This window comes from Enterococcus sp. C65 (assembly GCF_040887165.1).
Lineage (GTDB): Bacteria > Bacillota > Bacilli > Lactobacillales > Enterococcaceae > Enterococcus_B > Enterococcus_B hirae.
The window spans coordinates 381848-403136 of record NZ_JBFOFG010000001.1; the positions used below are offsets into that span (position 1 = coordinate 381848).

General features: G+C 38.7%; 18 protein-coding genes, 1 pseudogene and 1 CRISPR repeat array. Of the genes and pseudogenes, 1 reads left to right on the forward strand and 18 read right to left on the reverse strand.

Going from position 1 to position 21289, the window contains the following annotated elements:
• Window positions 1-71: 71 nt before the first annotated feature.
• Window positions 72-716: a hypothetical protein gene (locus AB3I12_RS01635; protein ID WP_063627091.1), complete on the reverse strand. Its 645-nt coding sequence runs from the start codon at window positions 714-716 to the stop codon at window positions 72-74.
• A gap of 202 nt (window positions 717-918) precedes the next feature.
• On the opposite strand from AB3I12_RS01635, the gene efbA reads away from it, so the two are divergent.
• Window positions 919-2628: a fibronectin-binding protein EfbA gene (gene efbA, locus AB3I12_RS01640; protein ID WP_010737550.1), complete on the forward strand. Its 1710-nt coding sequence runs from the start codon at window positions 919-921 to the stop codon at window positions 2626-2628.
• A 296-nt stretch (window positions 2629-2924) separates the two neighbouring features.
• On the opposite strand, the gene AB3I12_RS01645 is transcribed toward efbA, so the two are convergent.
• The 17 genes and pseudogenes from AB3I12_RS01645 to AB3I12_RS01725 all read right to left on the reverse strand — a co-directional run bounded on the left by AB3I12_RS01645 (window position 2925) and on the right by AB3I12_RS01725 (window position 21283).
• Complete coding sequence (locus AB3I12_RS01645; RefSeq protein ID WP_063627090.1) at window positions 2925-3737, reverse strand: MetQ/NlpA family ABC transporter substrate-binding protein; 813 nt, start codon at window positions 3735-3737, stop codon at window positions 2925-2927.
• An 11-nt stretch (window positions 3738-3748) separates the two neighbouring features.
• Window positions 3749-4420: a methionine ABC transporter permease gene (locus AB3I12_RS01650; RefSeq protein ID WP_063627089.1), complete on the reverse strand. Its 672-nt coding sequence runs from the start codon at window positions 4418-4420 to the stop codon at window positions 3749-3751.
• Window positions 4417-5139 carry an ATP-binding cassette domain-containing protein gene (locus tag AB3I12_RS01655; protein WP_063627088.1) on the reverse strand — a complete coding sequence of 241 codons (723 nt, stop codon included), beginning with the start codon at window positions 5137-5139 and terminating at the stop codon, window positions 4417-4419. The genes AB3I12_RS01650 and AB3I12_RS01655 overlap by 4 nt, the downstream gene beginning before the upstream one ends.
• A 405-nt stretch (window positions 5140-5544) precedes the next feature.
• Window positions 5545-6104, reverse strand: a pseudogene (locus AB3I12_RS01660) (transposase); the annotation flags it as partial.
• A 146-nt stretch (window positions 6105-6250) separates the two neighbouring features.
• The gene (locus AB3I12_RS01665; protein ID WP_063627086.1) at window positions 6251-7483 is read right to left on the reverse strand and encodes a hypothetical protein; all 1233 of its coding nucleotides are present in this window, start codon (window positions 7481-7483) and stop codon (window positions 6251-6253) included.
• Window positions 7484-7726: 243 nt separating this feature from the next.
• A complete protein-coding gene (locus AB3I12_RS01670; RefSeq protein WP_179133717.1) occupies window positions 7727-7900 on the reverse strand; it encodes a hypothetical protein in 174 nt (57 codons plus the stop codon).
• Between the two features lie 721 nt (window positions 7901-8621).
• Window positions 8622-9530, reverse strand: a complete 909-nt coding sequence (locus AB3I12_RS01675; protein ID WP_063627085.1) for a LysR family transcriptional regulator — start codon at window positions 9528-9530, stop codon at window positions 8622-8624.
• A complete protein-coding gene (locus AB3I12_RS01680) occupies window positions 9527-10231 on the reverse strand; it encodes a carbonic anhydrase family protein (protein WP_063627084.1) in 705 nt (234 codons plus the stop codon). Before AB3I12_RS01680 ends, AB3I12_RS01675 begins: the two co-directional genes overlap by 4 nt.
• A gap of 31 nt (window positions 10232-10262) precedes the next feature.
• The gene (locus AB3I12_RS01685; RefSeq protein ID WP_010719207.1) at window positions 10263-10904 is read right to left on the reverse strand and encodes a YfbR-like 5'-deoxynucleotidase; all 642 of its coding nucleotides are present in this window, start codon (window positions 10902-10904) and stop codon (window positions 10263-10265) included.
• Window positions 10905-11141: 237 nt separating this feature from the next.
• A CRISPR array of direct repeats spans window positions 11142-11377; the repeat unit is 36 nt; unit sequence GTTTTGGAAGCATTCAAAACAACATAGCTCTAAAAC.
• A gap of 184 nt (window positions 11378-11561) precedes the next feature.
• Entirely contained in the window at window positions 11562-12197 is a 636-nt protein-coding gene (pyrE, locus tag AB3I12_RS01690) for an orotate phosphoribosyltransferase (RefSeq protein WP_063627083.1), read from the reverse strand.
• Window positions 12194-12910 (reverse strand): orotidine-5'-phosphate decarboxylase, encoded by a 717-nt coding sequence (gene pyrF / locus AB3I12_RS01695; protein ID WP_063627082.1) that lies wholly within the window; start codon window positions 12908-12910, stop codon window positions 12194-12196. The genes pyrE and pyrF overlap by 4 nt, the downstream gene beginning before the upstream one ends.
• Window positions 12907-13836 (reverse strand): dihydroorotate dehydrogenase, encoded by a 930-nt coding sequence (locus tag AB3I12_RS01700; protein WP_063627081.1) that lies wholly within the window; start codon window positions 13834-13836, stop codon window positions 12907-12909. Before AB3I12_RS01700 ends, pyrF begins: the two co-directional genes overlap by 4 nt.
• The gene (locus tag AB3I12_RS01705; protein WP_063627080.1) at window positions 13833-14609 is read right to left on the reverse strand and encodes a dihydroorotate dehydrogenase electron transfer subunit; all 777 of its coding nucleotides are present in this window, start codon (window positions 14607-14609) and stop codon (window positions 13833-13835) included. Before AB3I12_RS01705 ends, AB3I12_RS01700 begins: the two co-directional genes overlap by 4 nt.
• A 178-nt stretch (window positions 14610-14787) precedes the next feature.
• Window positions 14788-17973 carry a carbamoyl-phosphate synthase large subunit gene (gene carB / locus AB3I12_RS01710; RefSeq protein ID WP_063627079.1) on the reverse strand — a complete coding sequence of 1062 codons (3186 nt, stop codon included), beginning with the start codon at window positions 17971-17973 and terminating at the stop codon, window positions 14788-14790.
• A gap of 2 nt (window positions 17974-17975) precedes the next feature.
• Window positions 17976-19052 (reverse strand): carbamoyl phosphate synthase small subunit, encoded by a 1077-nt coding sequence (locus tag AB3I12_RS01715; protein ID WP_034697869.1) that lies wholly within the window; start codon window positions 19050-19052, stop codon window positions 17976-17978.
• Window positions 19053-19057: 5 nt separating this feature from the next.
• Entirely contained in the window at window positions 19058-20338 is a 1281-nt protein-coding gene (locus AB3I12_RS01720; RefSeq protein ID WP_063627078.1) for a dihydroorotase, read from the reverse strand.
• Window positions 20339-20356: 18 nt separating this feature from the next.
• Entirely contained in the window at window positions 20357-21283 is a 927-nt protein-coding gene (locus AB3I12_RS01725; protein WP_010719215.1) for an aspartate carbamoyltransferase catalytic subunit, read from the reverse strand.
• Window positions 21284-21289: the final 6 nt, after the last annotated feature.

The window sequence follows — 21289 nt, forward strand, 5'->3', positions numbered from 1 at the left end:
CATTGTGGATCACCCTTTCCTTAATAATAATCTAAGTCTAATCGAATTTAGCATGTTCGTCAACTGTTTTTTTATTCCGTCTTATTTCCAGCATTAAGATCTGTTCCCAGTTGAGTATTTGTCGAAGTCGTTTGCGTTTCTTTCCCAAGTTCTTCTTCTAATTTCTTGATATTCGCTAATGGCAAACGATTTAATTCGGGAATCAGCTGCGTAGGGAAATCACTTAACTGATTTGCGTTATAGACTAAGCGATTGGTTTCTTTGCCATTTTGGAAAAAGATTACCGTCAAATGCTCTTGCTTTAAATCGTAGCGTTGTTCTAATTCATTGACCTGATAAACCAATGGGTAAAAATAAATAGGGCGATTCAATTCCGCCATTTTTTTTGGATCATGAAAAATGTCCATTAATGCTTGATACATTTCTCCACTTGGCACACTGAACAAAACTGAAATAGCTTTACTTTCTTCAATCGTTTGCGATGCTTCATTGATATTCAAAGGTTTAAGCTTAAGAGAATTGATTTCTGCATAGACTAAGCTCTCCACCTGTGCTTCTCTAATATCTTTAGGAAAGACAAACATTGTGATCGTAATGACCAGTGAAACAAGGAATACGAACAATAAACGCATAAAATAGCGTTGTGGATGCGTATCGAAATCAGCCAAAAAATGATGGTATTTGACTTTGATGGTCTCACTTATCTCTTTCCACATAGCGATCACCTTCTTTTTCGTTTTCTTTTATTATACCTAAGTTTGAGGTAGATAGAAAAAAATACATTTAAAGAATATCGATTATTTTTCAATCCAGTATCTTTTTATGATTAAATCAGTTGATAACTACCTAGTAAATTGGTCTTTCTACGTTTTTTTCGTTATAATGAAACTACTTATGAAAAGAAATGAGGAATAAACCATGTCCTTTGATGGTGTCTTTACTCATGCAATGATCAATGAATTGCGTGAGACTCTATTATCTGGTCGGATTTCTAAAATCCACCAACCTTACGAAAATGAAGTCGTATTAGTGATTCGCTCACGTGGTAAAAATCAGCGTTTGCTCTTATCTGCACATCCTAGTTATGCTCGAATCCAGATCACTCAGATCGACTATCAAAATCCAGACACACCACCGAACTTTGTGATGATGTTACGCAAGCATCTTGATGGGGCAATTTTGGAGTCGATCGAACAAATCGAAAACGACCGAGTGATCCACTTTCATTTCACGAAACGAGACGAACTAGGAGATCTCCAAAATATCATTTTAATTGTGGAACTCATGGGACGTCATAGCACGATCATCTTAGTGAATAAAGAATCAGGAAAAATCTTAGATGCGATCAAGCATATTGGTAGTTCACAAAATACTTATCGTTCCCTTCTGCCTGGTGTAGACTATATTGCTCCACCTGAACAAAACCAGCTGAATCCCTTTAGTCAGGAAAAAGAAAAAGTCTTCCATCGGCTTTCTCAAATGGACTTGACACCAAAAGGAATCCAACAACAATTTCAAGGAATCGGTTTTGATACTGCGCAAGAATTGGTAGCTCGCTTAACAGAACGCCCCAATGAAAAAATGTTGGTATGGCAAGAATTCTTCACAGCAATCGACACCCAACTCTCCCCTAGCCTTTATGAAGTAGCGGAGAAAGAATATTTTACGCCGATCAACTATCGTTTCTTTGACTCAAATACGCAACAAAAAAAGATGTACCCGACTCTCAGTGCGTTATTAGATGCGTTTTATCAAGAAAAAGCAGAAAAAGACCGTGCCAAACAACAAGGTGGCGAGCTCATCCGCAAGATTGAAAACGAGCTTAAGCGAAACAGAAATAAACTGAAAAAACGGGAGCAGACCTTAAAAGATTCGGAAAATGCCGAAGATTATCGTCGAGATGGCGAACTATTAACTACTTTTATGGCTCAAGTACCTCGGGGCGCAAATGAAGTAACATTGCCTAATTATTATGAAGAAGATCGGCCGATCACAATCAAGCTTGATCCAGCATTAACGCCCAATCAAAATGCCCAAAAATATTTCCATCGCTACCAAAAACTAAAAAATGCCGTCAAGTTGATTGGTAAACAGATCGAAGAAGCTAAAAACGAGATCGATTATTTAGAATCTGTCTTGTCCCAATTAGAGATTGCTGGACCTATGGATATCGAAGTGATCAAAGAAGAATTGACAGCAGAAGGTTATTTAAAAAAGAAATCTTCGAAAAAACAAAAACGCAAGAAACCTTCACAGCCAGATCAATATCTTTCTACTGATGGTACGTTGATCTTGGTAGGGAAAAACAATCTTCAAAATGATCAACTTTCCTTAAAAACGGCGAAGAAAACAGACTATTGGCTCCACGCCAAAAATATCCCTGGCTCTCATGTCATTATCAAAAGTGACCAGCCATCTGATGAAACGATAACTGAAGCCGCTGAATTAGCTGCTTATTTCTCAAAATACCGTCATTCTGCCCAAGTGCCCGTGGACTTGGTTCAAGTCAAGCATTTGCGCAAACCGAATGGCGCAAAACCAGGCTATGTGATTTATGAAAATCAAAAAACGATCATTGTTACTCCAGAAGAAGAAAAGATCAACAAGATGAAACAGATGACTAACTGATGTAATGCAATTTAATCTAGTCAACAGTATCGCATCTGGCCATCATCGATGAGTAAGCACTCCCCTTTTTATTCGCTAACATGACAAGTGCCCCTTCCAGAAAATATCGGATGATTTTTCTGGAACAGGCACTTGTTTCTATTATCTAGTCTATTGCTATCTTTGAACGGGTTCATCCAAGCACTTCACTCTTGTCTTTCATGACAGCAAAAAAACGAGTAGGATGTCGAATGCCACCCTTACTCGTTTGTTAAAAACAGGCGTTTTGTTGATTCCTTCTCACTTACTTCGTTCTTTTAAAAAGCTGGAATATTTGCGCCTTTCGAATTTTTCTTAATATACTCAGCGACTTCTTTCGTCGTCATTGCTTTTTTCAATACGTTGATTTTCTCGCTGTCTTTTTCCCCTTCTCTCGTTACCAATTGCAAAGCGTAATGTTTGCTGGCAGCTTCATCTTCCAGTAAGATCGCATCTTTGGTCGATAAGCCCGCTGGTTCTAAGTAAGCAGGGTAACAAAAGACCATCGCAATGTCTTTTTCATCATAGGCTTTTACTAGATTCAATAAATCGATTCGTTCAAATTGAAGATTTTTAGGATTGTCAACGATATCCGCCACTGTACCGTTGAACCCCATGTTATCCTTTAATTTGATAACACCATTTTTATTTAAGATCGCTAATGCCCGACCTTCATTTGTTGGATCGCTTGGAATACCGACTTTAGCATTTTTGGGCAATTGATCAGCATTCTTATAGTTTTTGGAATAAAAGCCCCCCGCAAAATAATAAATGGGTTGAACGGCGACTAAATCTGCTTTTTTTTCTTGATTGAACATTGCCATAAACGGTTCATGCTGTGCAAAATTGGCATCTGCTTCATCATGTTGAACGGCATCATTATAAGCTACATTGTCACTTACTTCCATAATATCAATGGTGTAACCCTGTTTCTCCGCTTCTTTTTTGGCAATCTCCAAAATATCTTTTGATGACTCTAACTGAACAGCCACTTTGATTTCCTTTTTGTCTTTATCCGCTGAATGACCTTCACAAGCTGCTAAAGTTAAGATCGCAATCATTGCGAAACCAATCAAATAAAACTTCTTCATTCTTCTTCCTCCTATTTTCGTTTATCCAGTGTCTGAGCAACAAAGTTTCCCAGCATTTGTAAAATAAAGACTAAGACGATCATGATTACAATGGCGACATACATGACCCCATATTCATAGCGTTGATAACCGACACGAACAGCAAAATCACCAATTCCGCCACCACCAATGACTCCCATGACTGTCGAATAGGAAACCATACTGACAGTCGTCGTCGTATACGCCAAGACTAAACCACTTCTCGCTTCTACTAGTAAAAAATGCCAGATATATTGGAAGCGATTCGTCCCTAATGAATTAGCCAATGCATAAGTTTCGTCAGAAACATCCAGCAAGACCTGTTCAACTAGCCGGGCAAAGATAGTGATCGCAATGATACTAAGTGGTACAGAAGCTGGTATAGGACCAAAGGCTTTGCCTAATACCGCGCGAGTTACTGGGATCAACGCAATCACAAATAATAGATATGGAAAAGAGCGGATCACTGTGACTAAAAAATTCAAAGTCCAATAAATCCAAGGATAATGACCTCGAACTTTAGGATTCGTCAAAAACAACCCTAAACCTAGTGGCAATCCGCCAACCACACACACGCCCATCGAAATAGCCATCATGATGCCCGTTTCTTCGAGACTGGTCAGTAGCGCTGGCCAATACTCCATCATGCTTTGTGAATGAATCATTGCGCTAAGCTCCTTTTTATTTTTTTAAAATACGTCAAGTTTTCTTCCGTATAACGTTGTGGGTGATTTCTTAATTCGCCAATCAACTCGCCATTTTCCATGACCAAAATTCGTTGGCATAAGCTTTTCACGGTTTCTAATTCGTGACTAACAAAGAAAATTGTCGGCTGGAATTCTTCATGGACTTTATGCAATAAACGAATCACACTTTCCGTATTTTCTTCATCTAGTGAGCTGGTGGCTTCATCACACAATAAAATTTCTGGGTCACGTGTCAACGCCCGAGCAATCGACACTCGTTGCTTTTCACCGCCAGATAGTTTTACTGGATATACAGCAGCTTTATGAGCCATCCCAACAAAATTTAATAAATAATCGATTTTTTCACGATTCTTTTTCTTTTGCAGCTTCAATGGTAATTCTACGTTTTCATAGACCTTCAAGTTATCTAATAGATTATGGTTTTGGAAAATCATCCCCATTTTTTGTTTTTGCTGCCTTTTTTCTTTTTTGTTCAACTTTTGAACGGCCACACTATCGATTAAGATTTCCCCACTACTAGGTTCTTCCATTAAGTTCAACAAACGAAGTAACGTGGATTTACCAGAACCGCTTTTTCCCACGATTCCGATGATCTCGCCTGGTTCGATTGTCAAATGAATATTCTTTACCGCTTGCGTGCCTTCATAGCTTTTAGTTACATTGATCAATTCAATCATCTGTTCCTCCAATGAAAAATAGTACACCTTATCAAACTGTTTGATAAAAATAGATAAATCAGCTTATTGATTTTCTATTTGAATAAAAAACGCTTCCTAAATACTAACTGTTTCTATAATGGCGGAGTATTCGTAAAAAAGCAACTTTTTTACTCATCTTCTATCTGTTTTTTAACTGTATTAATAATGGTGTTTTATAAACCGATTTATCTGTATCTTTTAAGAACCCTCACTGTAACAAGCATGTATTCTATCTATTGCCATTAATCACCATAAGCTAACAACGTTGTTATTTCTTTTTTCAACAAATTCAGTTTATTTTTCATAAAAACGAAAAATAGGAGGAAAAGAAAAAGCGGTCAAACGATCGCTGTTGTCGATCGTTCAACCACTTTTTCAATGGCTCTATAATTTGAGAGTGGGACAATAGTTCTTTCTCAAAAAGAAAATAAGTTCGACTTTGATGGCTAGTGTCAAAATCGAACTTATTTTTTCTATTATGTACATTTTCCTCTCCATATATTTTCCTAATTTTCTTAAATTTAATGCCATCAGTGCCAAACCAATATTAATCGTTGCTCCTTGTTTCCCACGCAAATGGAAACGATGGAACGCCAAGTGAGTCTTTAGATGCCCGAACACTGGTTCGACCTCGATTTTCTCCTCTAAAAGCTTTTTTCTGCATTCTGCTTTGAAATAGCGCCAATTATTATTTACTTGAATTTTTCGCTTTTGTTCACTTTTCGCACGCGTACATTAACGACTGACTGGACAGTTCCGACAATCCTCACATTCATAGATTTTGAAATCTTGAATAAAGCCACCTTTATCTTTCGACTATCATTTTTGAACGGTATCGGACGATTCGCTGGGCAAATGTATTCATCTTGTTCTTCAAGGTAGTGCCAGTTTTCCACGTTAAATGGATTCTCCTTGTATTTCTTTTTGTTTTCTTTGTGATAACTTAGGGTTTTTTTGATTAATCAATTAATCAACATGAAATAACAAAAAAATCTGAGACAGAATGAGGTTCATTCTGACCCAGATTTGATTTTACACCACTCATCAGTCCTTATTGACAAAGAGCCAAGGTTTACACACTTTTTGTAGACTATCTTGTCATAGATATAGTTGTATTTTGTGCAATAGGTTTCTCTGAATTATTTAAAACTATACTTTCTAGTTTTTTTGAAAGGTTCTGTTTCAATGATATGTCTCTTTTGTTTCTTTCTTTAGCAAAGTTAATATTGAGTTTATTATACTCATTAAGAAACTTTTTTGCTTCAAAAGGACTTATTTTCCCTTGGCCTTCAAGCGAATTTATATGATTTACCTCCTTAATTATTTCAGCTTTAATATGAAATTTTTCCGACTCTAATTTTGGAATTATGTTACGATTTATCTCATTAAGGTCTACTTTTACGTCACTAATATTACGAGGATTTTCAAATTGAGTCCTATTCTGATTCTGTAATAGTAAAAGTAACTCTTTTTCTTGCCTACGGAAAGCATTGATTTGTTGAGTTCCCTCGTTGAACTGGGATATAAGTTTTTTACTTCTTATTAGAATACGTTCTGTTTCTTGTAGAGAAATAGTAGGTTGCTCTGTGCGTGATGTTGTCGTAGGTTGCTCTGTGTGTGATGTTGTCGTAGGTTGCTCTGTGTGTGATGTTGTCATAGTTGATTTACTTGTGCTCACAGAATGGGTTTTCTTTGATTCTATAGACTCTTGTAATTGATTTACCATGTCTTTACAATTGGATATAAGATAGTCGATATGCTTTTTATTTGTACTTAAAACTTTTATTTCTTTATAGCATTCTTTAAGCATTTTTTTGTTCTTTATTTTATGCTTTCTTAAATTTACCTTTTGCTGTGTCATTTTACCATATTCAATTACTATATCATTTCTTAGTTTACGGAATTTCGAGCAAAAATTTTGAACCCGCCGGAGATTCGTTTGTAATTGATTAACTTCTATAGAACTTTCAGTAGAAATTCCCTCTTTTAATTTTTTAAAATCTGTCTCTTCTTGCTTAATAAGATTCTTTATTTTTTTATGTAAAAATTTTTTAGCAGAATATGGCTGTCTTGAAACATCATCTTGTATTTTATCTAAATGTTTTAAGTTCCCCTTATTTCTGTGTTTTGAGTGTAGTTTTTTGTGTGAATAAGTTTTATCAGATAAGCGGGTGGTTTCATTCCTGTTTTCTAAATCTAGTACTTTTCCTAATCCCCTCCCTTGATTTTGGTTGTCTAAACTAGGCAGTGCCCTTGCTCCGCCTATTCCACTTGCTATGCTTAAAGCATTAATAAAAGTAACTATCATTTTGTCTAATCTCATATGCCATCAATCTCCTTTTCATTTAATGATTTTCACTTATCCTACGGAAAATAAAAACTTATACAGAAAAAATTCTGTTTCAAAAGCCATAATGCACCGATCATCAAAAGTTAGACCAAAAATCTAACGTCTGAAACTTTAATTTGCCCAAAGTCTGTTCGAGTCTTTCTAATCAAACCAACTAGTCCTTCACGTTCCTATTTTTGTACCCAACGATAGAGTGCACATAGAGACGCTTCACTTTTAATAGATATTTACCTTAGCTACTACATTTTTATCTAAAAGAGTTAATTCTTGGCTACTATCTGCCACAGTAGATGGTTCATTTATTGTAGAAGCATATCCAGAGATTTTGCTTTCAGATACGCAAATTCCAATAGTTAAAATATCTAAAGATAAGATAAACTTATTTTTCATTTTCTATTACCTCGAAACCCAAAAACAGAAAGCGCTTTCTGAATAAATCATAACAGAGAAATCAAATTATATATATAAAAGTCATAAAAAATAGTTTTCATGTCATAATCGTTCATTTTTTCTGTATTGTCCTTTATTTATAAAAAATTATTTCCACATCCACAGTCAATAAGAGCAACGAAATTCAATTCATTTTAGGATATAGATTAAGGTTTTGATATAAAAATTCGAAATTTTTTGCATACAAATAATTTACAATTGTTATTATATTTTATAAAGGTAATTTATAAATTTATTCATTGTTCATTTGTACAGGTTGATCGTATTTTACAAATCAATCAACTAGATAAATTACTATAAGGAGTAGCGAGAGATAATTTAGTGATAGATATCTAAAAAAATACCATGAAAAATTGGTTTAGTTAAACAATTACGGAGGAGTAAATATTAGCGATTATGACGTAAAACACATATTTTATGAAATTTTTTTACATAACTTAAAGTATATAATATATCAGAATAAGAAAGCGTTTTTTTGTTGAAAGTGCTATCTAACACCTTTTAAGGAGACTTAAATAATGTGAAGAAAAAAATATTACTTGGTATTTATTTTGTCTCATTGTCTTTCAAAACACAAAAAATATCTGAGGCAGAATGAGGTTCATTCTGACCCAGATTTGATTTTACACCACTCATCAGCCCTTATTGACAAAGAGCTTTTTCAATTTGTTTTGATCTGACTTAGTAAAACGGTTAGACTTTCCATGAATTTTTGTGCAATTTCGCTTAATTGGCGCTTAGCTGAATAAATCACGTACAATTCATTTTGGGGACTATTTGCCAATGGAATCAAACGTAAATACTCTTTGATCTCACCAATGACCAGCCCAGAACCTGAAGCATAAGCATCTGTTTCTAACACGATATTCATCAATGTTCCCCGATCACTCGTATAGATAACCGTTTCTTGATCAGGACTTTCAATCAAGTCTTCATAAAAATAAGGAAAATTATTGCCATCTTGTGTAAATCTCACTTGGGGATAAGGAAGTAATTCTTCTTTAAAAATTTCTTTCTTCTCACTGAGCGGATGTCCCTGACGTAAAAAAATGTGCGTTTGAAATTCTCCTAATGAATGGGCAACTAGCTCCCCTTGCTCTAAGTAGCGCTTGATCCCTGCTTGATTGTGTTCATTCATATAAAGAATCCCAATCTCACTATGCTGATCCTTCACTTCTTCAATCACATTAGCAGTCGTTGTTTCAATGATACGAAACTGTTTGATCTCACTTTTGAAAGAAGAGATCAACTTTGCTGTTAAAGGACCTAAGAAATCATAATGTTGCGAAGCAATTGAAAAGCTTTCACGCTTCTCATTCGTCAAATAATAATTTTCTAAAGACTCTAACTGTAAGAGAATCCGTTCCGCTCTTTTTATAAACTCTTGTCCTTCCTCGGTCAGATACGCCCCTCGATTCGTTCGAGTGAACAGCGTGATCCCTAACTCGGTTTCTAATTCTTTGATTCCTGCGGAAAGACTTGGTTGTGCGACATAGAGTTTTTTAGCTGCTTCTCTGAAACTCCCATTGTTCGCTACAGCAATTACATATTTTAATTGTTGGAAGTTCACTGATGATCCCTCACAAAATAACTGATTGGACGATTTTTCAACGGTTGGAGCGGACGGTTGTTTGGTTGTGCATACTGTCCTTTAAAAGGAATCAAGAAATCTTTATTTAGTTTTTGCACTTGATCCATGACAAACCATTGGATTGGTCCACTCGTTGGTGGCGTAGTTAAAGAGCCGACATAATGGTAATGGCTTTTTTGTTCAGGAAAAAGAACCATTGGATTGGTCCAATGTTCATGTTTTTCTACATCCCAACTATCGCCATTGTCTCGATCATACAACCAACCTTCATCCGTCGTTAGCTGAAACATCACACCAACAACTAAATTTTCTTTTTTGGCATTCATATGAACAAAGTGGAACTCGATATCTTCTTGATTCCCATTGATCAGATGTTCAGAAGGCATATGAAAATGGATATCTGTGAGATAATATTTCTGACCTTTAAATTCGACATAACTAAGCTGATCATAAGGAACCAAGTGGATCGTATTTTTAAATTCTTTATCTGTAAACCGTTGCTTCTGATAATGAAAAGCAATGGTATCTGATTGATCCTTCGCTGGTTCACAAGTGGTCAATGGAATGGGCGACTGCAATTCAAACGCCGCACCTTTAGCAAACCAGTCGCATAATTCAGCCCAATGTTCTGGTCCTCTTTCTCCCGTATATCCCCATTCAACATCCATATTCTTTTTCACTTTTATTCCTCCTGCATCTTTGCAAAATTTTCTATTGTTGACTATTTTTAACGATCGTGGAAACAGTCGCTAAAAAGTCTTCTTTTCCATAAAATTCTTGATTCAGTAATTCAGGGAAAATCTCGTTGAAGAAATACTTGACAGAAGGACGATGCTCAAACCCTTTGATCGTAGTTACCGCTTCAATAAACATCTCTTTATATACTTTTTCTGGATTGTTCTTGATGATCTCTTCAAATGATTCATACAATAGATCGACTTTATCAGAGATTGCTAATAACTCACCTTCCACTGTGTCATCTTTTCCTTCAAACAATCGCCGGCGGTATACTTCTTGAAACTCTTCCGGAATCTCTTGGTTGATGAACTCATCCGTCATCTTTTCTTCAACTGTTTGTAACATTCCCCGTAACTCTTTATTTGCATACTTGACCGGTGTTTTGATATCCCCGATAAAACGTTCTGTGTAATCGTGATTTAACGCTTTTTCATAAAGTAATTTCCAATCGATCGCTTGACCATGAACCTCTTCAATGTCACCTAAGACTTGAGCAATCGAAGCCACTCGATAAGAATGAGCGGCTACCGTATGTTCAGTAAATTTAAAGAACCCTGGCGCTCGTGTAATTTTTTCCAAATTATTCAAACCTAAAATAAATTCATTCAATCCCATAAAATAGCCTCCCCTTTACTTTTCCGATGATTTTATCATTAAATAACTATCTTTCGCAAACATCCCGTTTGTAAATCAACGAAAAATTAATCTTTTTACTGAGAATCACGCAATTTTACTATAAAAAAATAGAAACCAGAAAAACAACTCTAGTTTCCATCAAAATAATCATAAGATTCAAAACCAACTCTGTGTAAGCTCCTCGCCTTAAAAACGACAAGCGAAGCACAGCAACTATTAGTTCAGAAACATTCAAAACAACATAGCTCTAAAACTGTAGCGCATTTTTCCGTCTCATTCATTTTGTTTTGGAAGCATTCAAAACAACATAGCTCTAAAACTCAAGAGGATACTTATCCCAGTAAGTCCCTGTTTTGGAAGCATTCAAAACAACATAGCTCTAAAACAGGATCAAAGCCACGCCCTACACAAGTTTAGTTTTGGAAGCATTCAAAACAACATAGCTCTAAAACCTCGCAGAAATTTTTTTTCTTACGAAATTCCGTAATCGCGCTACTCGTCCATAGCAAAACTTTCGCCTTGGATGCTTCCTTTGTTTCATTCAGTTGTTTTGTTTGATCCTAGTATACCATGGATTTTGTTCAACGAAAGCCCTTTTTTGAGTCTTTTGTTTTTGTTCCATCTTCGTTTTCTTCGTTACTGTTTTAACCAGTCCGCTGGATTCTTTTTCCATTCTTTTAACAAGGCTAATTCCGCTTCATCAATATATTTTTCGGCTAACGCTGTTTCGATCAAGACAGAATAATTCGTGAGAGTAAATAGTGGTAACTCTGCTTTGGCAAAATTTTCTTCACCTGCTGGTAGTTCATACATAAAGATCGCTGCTACACCTAATACATTAGCGCCTTCTCTTTTGGCTGCTTCCGTTGCTTCTAAAACGCTTTGGCCTGTCGAAATCAAGTCTTCGATCACAACCATTTTTTGACCTTCAAAAATCCGTCCTTCGATTTGATTGCCTTTACCGTGATCTTTCGCTTTACTACGGATATAAACCATAGGCAAGTCCAAGATTTCTGCCACCCATGCAGCGTGAGGGATTCCTGCTGTTGCTGTACCAGCAATGACCTCCACGTCAGGGAATGCTTGCTTGATTTTTTCTGCTAACCCTTGAGCAATTGCTTTTCTGACTTTTGGATAACTCATCGTGATGCGGTTGTCACAATAAATCGGGCTTTTTAGTCCACTTGCCCACGTGAATGGTTCATTTGGGCTTAAGAAAACCGCTTCAATAGCTAACAAATCTTTGGCAATGTTCTTTTCAATCGTATTCAAATTGATCGACTCCATTCTTCTTTGATTGTTTGATAGGCTTGGTAGGGATCTTTCGCTTGAGTGATTGGTCGTCCAACCACGATGAAAGTTGAACCAATTCCTCGAGCTTGGGCAGGCGTGACGATCCTCGTTTGATCACCTGCAACGCTTCCTTCTGGTCTGATACCCGGAGAAAGACAAATGAAATCTTGGCGGGTGGCTGTTTTGATGCCACTCACTTCTAAGGCAGAAGAAACAACGCCATCCAGTCCAGCAGCTTCGGCACATTTCGCATAATGGATCACACTTTCTTCTAAGGGAACTTGGATCAATTGATCATGATGCATATCCGCTTCACTCGTTGAAGTAAGCTGAGTGATCGCTAACAACAATGGGCGTTTTTTGCCAGCAGGTGTTCCTTCTTCTAACCCACGTAGTGCCGCTTGCATCATTTTGATTCCGCCAGCTGCATGGACACAAGTGATATCCACGCCTAGTTTTGCTAACCCACGCATGGCTTTTTCCACCGTATTAGGGATATCATGAAGTTTCAAGTCTAAAAATACTTCATGTCCGGCATCTTTCAACCAACGAACAATAATCGGTCCTTCCTGATAAAATAATTCCATTCCGATTTTTACAAATAATTTTTCCTCTTCAGGGAATAGTTGCATAAATTGTTCCACTTCTTGCCACGTCGAAAAGTCTAAAGCAATAATTGGTCGTTGGTTCATTTCATTCGTTCCTCTCTTACTTCTTTGATTAGTTGTTGGAGGGATTCGATCCCTAATTCTGCCATTCGTACAGGTAGTTCTTCAATCAGTTTCGGACAAATGTACGGATCCGTAAAATTAGCTGTTCCTACTGCCACGGCACTGGCTCCTGCCATGAACATCTCTAAGACATCGTCAACGGTTTGGACACCACCCATACCAATGATCGGCAACTCGGAAACAGCGGCGACTTGATGGATCAAACGAATCGCCACTGGTTTGATCGCAGGACCAGAAAGACCGCCTGTCTGGTTGGCTAAAATAGGTTGACGTGTTTTCAGATCAATACGCATACCAAGTAGTGTATTGATCATCGTAAAGCCATCTGCCCCACCGCTTTCGATTGCTTGTGCAATGGGCACGATATCCGTCACATTAGGGGAAAGTTTCACATAAACTGGTACACTTGCAACCTTTTTGACAGCTTGTGTCAATTGAAAGGCAACGTCTGGGTCTGTCCCAAAGGCAATGCCGCCATGTTTGACATTCGGGCAAGAAATATTCAACTCGATCGCTTTGACATTTGGCGCTTCACCAATTTTACGACAAACCTCGACATAGTCTTCTTCACAGGCACCAGCGACATTCGCAATGATAGGTAAATCTGGATAGACAGCTAATTCTGGTAACAGTTCATTCATGACAACTTCCAGACCGGGATTTTGCAATCCGATCGCATTCAACATACCGGAGGGTGTTTCTGCCACACGTGGGGTGGGATTACCAAACCTTGCATGCGGCGTTGTCGCCTTGACCATGATCGACCCTAATTGATTCAAATCGTAATATTTCCCATATTCTTTTCCAAATCCAAAGCATCCACTGGCTGGCATGATCGGATTTTTCAATTCCAAACCTGGGAGCTTAATTGCTAAGGGATTACTCATAAAACAACCTCTCCTACTTTAAAAATTGGCCCTTCATCACAAACCTTGACACTTTTTGTTCCAGTTTCATCATCCGGTCGATGACAAACGCACGCATAACAAGCACCGATACCGCAAGCCATTCGTGATTCTAAGGACAATTGGACATTTGGGTGAGCCACAAAAAGTTGTTCGACTGTTTTTAAGAGACCATTTGCACCACAAGCAAAGACAGCTTTTGGTTGCTTATGAGTACTCATTAGCAGATTCCCGACGTTTCCATGGATCCCATAAGTACCATCATCCGTCGCTACTCTGGTTTCACCTAATTCATGAAACTTTGCTTCATGGTACATGACTTCTTTTGATGCAAATCCTAAAAAATTGGTGACTTTTACGCCCCGCATATTCAGTTGTTTGGCTAATTCATATAAAGGCGGAATACCAATACCTCCCCCTACGATGAACACTTCATCTCCTGTGGACAACCCAGATAGATCAAAGCCATTGCCTAATGGTCCTAAAACGTCTAAAGAATCGCCAGCTTTCAACGTAGAAAATTCTTTCGTTCCTTCACCTTCGATTCGATAGATGATCTGGCAAGTGTGGTTTTGTTGATCAATCGAATGGATACTGATGGGGCGGCGTAAAAGTAAATCTGCTCTAGGCACTCGAATGTGCAAAAACTGCCCAGGTATTGACATTTCTTTGACCAATTCTCCTTTTAAAGTCAATTCATAAATACGTGGTGCTAGTTGTGTTTGTTGAATGATTGTCATGACTTCTTGCTTCATATCTGCTCTCCTCTTTGGGATTTTTTCATTGCCAAACATCTCGACAAAAGTAATCCTTTCAGCCAATGTCAGTAACAAGGCGAACGAAAATGATCACTTTTATCTCTGTTTAGGTGCCTACAAGCTATTTTAACTATTACTTAATCGTTATAGGAACTGTCACTTTAGAATATGCTGATCAAATCGCTTGTGTCGAAAAAGCTCGAGACTCCATTACCCGAATGATCGCATCCGCTGTATCTAATGAAGTAAATAAAGGAATACCATGTTCAACTGCTTCTCGGCGAATGATAAATCCGTCTTTCGAGGCATTTCCTCGATCTTTATCGATGGTATTAACAACGACCTGTGCTTTTCCTTCTCGAATCAACTCAACAACATTTTTCTCCGTTGCTTTTTCAGAGATTTTAGCAACAGGCGTGACGATCAGCCCATTTTTTTCAAAATAAGCTGCCGTATGCTTAGTTGCTAATAGGCTATAACCAATTTCTGAAAAACGTTTGGCTAGTGCTAACGCTTCTTCTTTAGTTTCATCAGCAATCGTGAACAAGACGGCACCATAATCTGGTAGGCGTAGACCTGATGCTTCAAATGCTTTGTATAATGCTTTATCTAAGTTTTGATCAGAGCCCATGACTTCTCCAGTAGATTTCATTTCAGGACCTAAGTAGGTATCCACTTGTTGCAATTTAGTAAACGAGAATACAGGAGCTTTCACATGGACAGCGTTTGATTCTGGATATAAGCCATTCGTAAAGCCTAAGTCACTTAACTTTTCACCTAAGATCGCTTTTGTGGCGATTTGAGCCATTGGTATTCCTGTAACTTTACTTAAAAACGGAACCGTTCGACTTGCACGAGGATTGACTTCGATCACGTAAACTTGATTGTCGTGGATCACGAATTGGATATTCATCATACCGATACAGTTTAAACCACGAGCTAAGCGAATCGTATAGTCTTCAATGGTTTGTTTGATCTCTGCTGAGAGTGCTTGTGGCGGATAAACAGCCATGGAATCCCCCGAATGGACCCCTGCACGTTCAATGTGTTCCATGATTCCAGGGATTAGAACTGTTTCCCCATCACAAATGGCATCTACTTCACATTCACTTCCAAGCAAATAACGGTCAATCAAAACAGGATGTTCTGGGGAAGCTTTCACTGCATGTTCCATATAATCTTCCAAATCTTGTTGATTTTCAACGATTTCCATTGCTCGACCGCCCAAGACATAACTTGGTCTGACAAGAACAGGATAACCGATTTTTGAAGCGATCCCTACTGCTTCTTCTTTACTAGTTGCAGTATCACCTAGTGGCTGAGGTACTTCCAGGCTTCTTAACGCTTGTTCAAATAAATCACGGTTTTCAGCTCGATCTAAATCTTCAATTGTAGTTCCTAAAATTTTGACGCCCGCTTGAACTAACGGTTCTGCTAAATTGATAGCTGTCTGACCACCAAACTGGACGATTACCCCAATCGGTTGTTCAAGTTCAATGACATTCATCACATCTTCAAAAGTCAGTGGTTCAAAGTACAGTTTATCAGAGATCGAGAAATCGGTTGAAACTGTTTCTGGATTGCTATTCATGATAATGGCTTCATAACCTGCTTGTTGGATCGCTTTAACTGAATGGACCGTCGCATAATCAAACTCGACCCCTTGACCGATCCGAATGGGTCCAGAGCCTAAGACAAGGACAGAATCTTTTGCGGATCGTTCACTTTCATTTTCAACTTCGTATGAGCTATAAAAATAAGGCGTCTGTGAAGCAAATTCAGCCGCGCACGTATCGACCATTTTGTATACGGGTTTGATGTCGGATTTTTCACGCAGCTCTCTGATTTGCTTTGCTTCAGTTTTCCACAGTTCAGCAATCTTTTGATCCGTAAACCCGTTTTGTTTCACAGTACGTAAGACGTTTGCATCCTGTGGGTGTTCCAACAGTTCAGTTTCTAGTTCAACGATATGGAGCAACTTGTCTAAAAAGAACAAATCGATCTTTGTCAACTCCGCCAGTTCTTCAATTGGATAGCCACGGCGGATCGCCTCTGCGACATAAAATAAGCGATCGTCTTGGGCACGGACGACTTTTTCGATCAGTTCACTATCATCGATCATGTTGAGTTCTGGTAGTTCCAAATGGTGTGTCCCGATCTCTAAAGAGCGGACAGCTTTTAATAGGGATTCTTCAATATTACGACCAATCGCCATTACTTCGCCAGTTGCTTTCATTTGAGTTCCTAAAACTCGTTCCCCATTCTCAAATTTATCGAATGGCCAACGAGGAATCTTAGCAACGACGTAGTCCAAAGCTGGTTCAAATTCTGCATAAGTCGTTCCAGTTACCGGATTCTTCATTTCATCAAGTGTTAAACCTAAAGCGATCTTAGCCGCTAATTTTGCAATCGGGTAACCAGTTGCTTTACTTGCTAAAGCAGAAGAGCGTGAAACACGTGGGTTAACTTCGATCACATAATAATTGAAGCTATGTGGATCAAGTGCAAGTTGGACATTGCAGCCGCCTTCGATTTTCAATGCACGAATAATCGCTAATGATGCATCACGCAACAGCTGGTATTCATGATCTGAAAGGGTCTGACTTGGGGCGAAGACGATCGAATCGCCTGTGTGGATACCCACTGGGTCAAAATTTTCCATGTTACAAACAACAATGGCATTATCAGCCGAGTCACGCATAACTTCGTATTCAATTTCTTTGAATCCTGCAATACTGCGTTCGATCAAACATTGGGTCACTGGAGAAAGGCTCAGACCATTTTCTGCGATCACTCGAAGTTCTTCTTCATTTTTACACATTCCACCACCCGTTCCACCTAATGTGAAAGCGGGACGAACGATGATTGGATAGCCAATTTTATTAGCAAATTCGACTGCTTCTTCAACAGTTGTGACGATTTCAGATTCGGGGATTGGTTGATTCAGTTCTTCCATCAACTTTTTAAATAAATCACGATCCTCTGCTTGATCGATAGCAGATAATTTTGTCCCTAACAGCTCAATGCCTAGTTCATCTAAAATACCAGATTCTGCTAGTTCCATTGCCATGTTCAAGCCTGTTTGTCCGCCTAATGTCGGTAACAAAGCATCAGGACGTTCTTTTCGCAAGATCCTTGAAACAAATTCTAGTGTGATCGGTTCGATATACACTTGATCGGCAATTTCTTGATCAGTCATGATCGTTGCGGGATTGGAATTTACTAAAACGACCTCATATCCTTCTTCTTTCAAAGCAAGGCAAGCTTGGGTTCCGGCATAGTCAAATTCCGCCGCTTGACCAATGATGATTGGACCTGATCCAATCACCATAATTTTTTTGATATCTGTACGTTTTGGCATGTTTATTTCTCCTCTCCTGCATCCATCATTTCCATAAATTCATCAAATAAATGAAGCGCATCATGTGGACCGGGAGCTGCATCAGGATGGAATTGGACGCTAAACGCTGGATAATGGCGATGTCTAATTCCTTCCACAGTCCCATCATTTACTTCTACATGGGTGATCAGCAACTGATCTGGGTCAACTGTTTTTTCATCCACAGCATAGCCGTGATTTTGAGAAGTAAAATCGATCCTTCCAGTCGCGATTTCTCGGACAGGATGATTCAAGCCACGATGACCAAATTTCATTTTATAGGTATCCGCACCATTAGCTAAGGCAAACAATTGATGCCCTAAACAGATCCCGAAAATTGGTATTTTCCCTTGGATTTCTCGAATCATTTCAATAGCTTCTGGTACGTCTTTTGGATCTCCTGGTCCATTCGTCAGCATGACGCCATCTGGTGCTAGGGAAAGAATTGTTTTTGCATCCGTATTATAAGGTAATACGGTTAAATTGCAGTTTCTTTTACTTAGTTCACGCAAAATACTATGTTTCAAACCAAAATCAATGACAGCCACATTTTTTCCAGTTCCAGGACTTGGATATGGTTTACTCGTTGAGACTTGTTGCACTTGGTTTGTAGCTAAAACGGTCGCTTTCAATTGATCAAAAGCATGTTCAAAGGAATCACCAGCATCCACGATACTCGCTTTCATCGTTCCAACTTGACGAATTTTTCGTGTCAATGCCCGAGTATCAACCCCTGAAATTCCAGGGATACCTTTTCGTTTCAAAAACTCGTCCAATGTCATTTGACTCCGCCAATTAGAAGCCACTCTCGCATGTTCTTTGACGACTACGCCCTTGCAAGTTGGTGCGATAGATTCATAATCATCACGGTTGACACCGTAATTTCCCACCATCGGATACGTAAAGGTAATGATTTGCCCATTGAAACTTTGGTCTGTGATCGTTTCTTGATAGCCTGTCATGCTGGTAGTAAACACGATCTCGCCAAACACATTATTATTCGCTCCGAATGCTTTTCCTTTAAAAACTGTCCCATCTTCTAAAATCAATAATCGTTCCATTTGCTTCACTCCCCTTTGTGCCACACCAATTTTCCATCAACGAATGTTCCTAATGTTTCGCCCTTGACGTTCCATCCAACAAAAGGTGTGTTTTCGCCTTTTGATAAGAAATCTTTCTTATCGATTGTACTTGAGTGTTCAATATCGAAAACAGCTACGTCAGCAGGTGCACCAACTGTCAATGTCCCAGCCTCTAACTGGAAGATTTCCGCTGGCTTGGTAGCCATCCAGTTGATCACTTGTTCGAGTGTGAAACGATTGGTTTCAACAAAGTGCGTATAAATGAGTTGGAAAGCTGTCTCACTTCCTACGATCCCAAATGGTGATTCTAAGAAACTTTTGCTTTTTTCTTCTAATCCGTGTGGCGCGTGGTCAGTCGCAATACAATCAATCGTTCCATCAAGAAGTCCTTCGATCAACGCTTCTCGATCTTCCTTTCCTCTTAATGGTGGGTTCATTTTCCAAAAGCCGAAGTCTTCGGGGATATCTTCATCAATCAAGATCAAATGATGGGGAGAAACCTCTGCTGTAACGTGGATACCCGCTTTTTTGGCATCACGAATGACCCGCACGCTTTCCTTGGTAGAAACGTGACAGACGTGATAGTGCACACCTGTTGCTTCAGCTAAAAGGAGATCCCGTGCGATTTGTGAGGATTCAGTTACACTTAAAATACCTGGCAAACCTAGTTCTTTTGCTTTATCACCAGCATGCATCACTCCACCGAATAGTAATGATTCATCTTCCGTATGTGCTACCAGTGCTTTGTTATTTTTTGCTGCTTCTTTCATGGCTTGATACATCGTTCCTGCGGTCTGAACACCCACGCCATCATTCGTAAATGCAAATGCTCCTGCTTTAATCATCGCTTCTTGATCCACTAAGACTTCACTTCGAAGATTTTCAGTGATCGGTGCATATTGCAAGACTTTGACCACTGCATCTCGTTTGATCAAGTCATAGACCTGTTTTAATTTTTCCGGGGTATCAGGTACAGGGTTCAGATTAGGCATGGCACAAACAGTTGTAAAGCCGCCTCTTGCTGCTGCTTTAGTACCAGCTGCAATCGTCTCCTTGTATGTAAATCCTGGCTCTCTTAAATGGACATGGACGTCCACTAAACCAGGTGTGATCAGTTGTCCTTTGGCATCAAACACTTCATCAAATTCAGCCTCGGAAAATCCTTCGCCGATTGCTTTGATTTTTCCGTTTTCGATCCAAATTTCTGCAGGTGTTGTTTCATTCTTTCGTGTATTGATTTGACCGTTTTTAATGAGTGTTTTCATCTTTTCTTCCTCCTAGCTTTACGCTTTTCCGTTTAGTACTGCTTCTAAGATCGCCATTCTAACAAAGACGCCATTGCTCATTTGCTGTACGATTCGTGATTGTAGTCCTTCCACAAGGGAGTCAGCTAATTCGACATCACGATTGACTGGCGCTGGGTGCATGATGATCGCATGCTTTTGTAATTTCTTCGCACGTTCGACTGTTAATCCATACTCTTGGTGATAGGCTTCTTTTGAAAAACTTTCTTTCCCATCATGACGTTCATGTTGTACGCGAAGCATCATCATGACATCCACTTGTTCTAATAATTCATCTAATGGCAGGTAGTGCCCATAGACTTCAAATTCTTCATCGTACCATTCGCGTGGACCTGAAAAGAAGACTTGTGCTCCTAATCGTTTCAGCATTTGCATGTTTGATTTTGCTACTCGTGAGTGTGTGATATCCCCGACGATCGCTACTTTCAATCCCTCAAAGTAACCAAATTCTTCGTAGATCGTCATCAAATCAAGTAAGCATTGTGTTGGATGTTGGCCACTTCCGTCACCACCATTGATAATCGAGCATTGGATCGTTTTACTTTGGATCAATTCATCATAGTAATTTTCATCTCCATGACGGATTACTGCAACATCCACACCGAGCGCAGACATCGTCAAGACCGTATCATAAAGGGTTTCCCCTTTTTGTACAGAACTCGTACTCGCTTCAAATTCAATCACTTCTAAGCCTAGTTTCTTTTCGGCTACATCGAAGCTCTTATGCGTACGAGTACTATTTTCAAAAAACAGATTCGTCGCAAAGTATTGCGGTTTTTGTGGTGTCCAGTTTGCTCCTTGTTTAAACTCTTGACCTCGTCGGATCAAGCCCATGACTTCTTGATCCGTTAAAGCTTCCACTGTCAATAAATGTTTTAAACTAATGCGTTCTGATTTGATGATCATGATAGT

What these genes read in the sequence shown, in the direction of transcription:
- AB3I12_RS01670 (WP_179133717.1), bottom strand. Translation starts at nt 7,900, where the DNA reads ATGAAAAATAAGTTTATCTTATCTTTAGATATTTTAACTATTGGAATT.
- AB3I12_RS01700 (WP_063627081.1), bottom strand. Translation starts at nt 13,836, where the DNA reads ATGAGTAATCCCTTAGCAATTAAGCTCCCAGGTTTGGAATTGAAAAAT.
- efbA (WP_010737550.1), top strand. Translation starts at nt 919, where the DNA reads ATGTCCTTTGATGGTGTCTTTACTCATGCAATGATCAATGAATTGCGT.
- carB (WP_063627079.1), bottom strand. Translation starts at nt 17,973, where the DNA reads ATGCCAAAACGTACAGATATCAAAAAAATTATGGTGATTGGATCAGGT.
- AB3I12_RS01705 (WP_063627080.1), bottom strand. Translation starts at nt 14,609, where the DNA reads ATGAAGCAAGAAGTCATGACAATCATTCAACAAACACAACTAGCACCA.
- AB3I12_RS01635 (WP_063627091.1), bottom strand. Translation starts at nt 716, where the DNA reads ATGTGGAAAGAGATAAGTGAGACCATCAAAGTCAAATACCATCATTTT.
- AB3I12_RS01655 (WP_063627088.1), bottom strand. Translation starts at nt 5,139, where the DNA reads ATGATTGAATTGATCAATGTAACTAAAAGCTATGAAGGCACGCAAGCG.
- AB3I12_RS01720 (WP_063627078.1), bottom strand. Translation starts at nt 20,338, where the DNA reads ATGAAAACACTCATTAAAAACGGTCAAATCAATACACGAAAGAATGAA.
- AB3I12_RS01725 (WP_010719215.1), bottom strand. Translation starts at nt 21,283, where the DNA reads ATGATCATCAAATCAGAACGCATTAGTTTAAAACATTTATTGACAGTG.
- AB3I12_RS01685 (WP_010719207.1), bottom strand. Translation starts at nt 10,904, where the DNA reads ATGGGATTGAATGAATTTATTTTAGGTTTGAATAATTTGGAAAAAATT.
- AB3I12_RS01650 (WP_063627089.1), bottom strand. Translation starts at nt 4,420, where the DNA reads ATGATTCATTCACAAAGCATGATGGAGTATTGGCCAGCGCTACTGACC.
- AB3I12_RS01665 (WP_063627086.1), bottom strand. Translation starts at nt 7,483, where the DNA reads ATGAGATTAGACAAAATGATAGTTACTTTTATTAATGCTTTAAGCATA.
- AB3I12_RS01715 (WP_034697869.1), bottom strand. Translation starts at nt 19,052, where the DNA reads ATGGAACGATTATTGATTTTAGAAGATGGGACAGTTTTTAAAGGAAAA.
- AB3I12_RS01645 (WP_063627090.1), bottom strand. Translation starts at nt 3,737, where the DNA reads ATGAAGAAGTTTTATTTGATTGGTTTCGCAATGATTGCGATCTTAACT.
- pyrF (WP_063627082.1), bottom strand. Translation starts at nt 12,910, where the DNA reads ATGAACCAACGACCAATTATTGCTTTAGACTTTTCGACGTGGCAAGAA.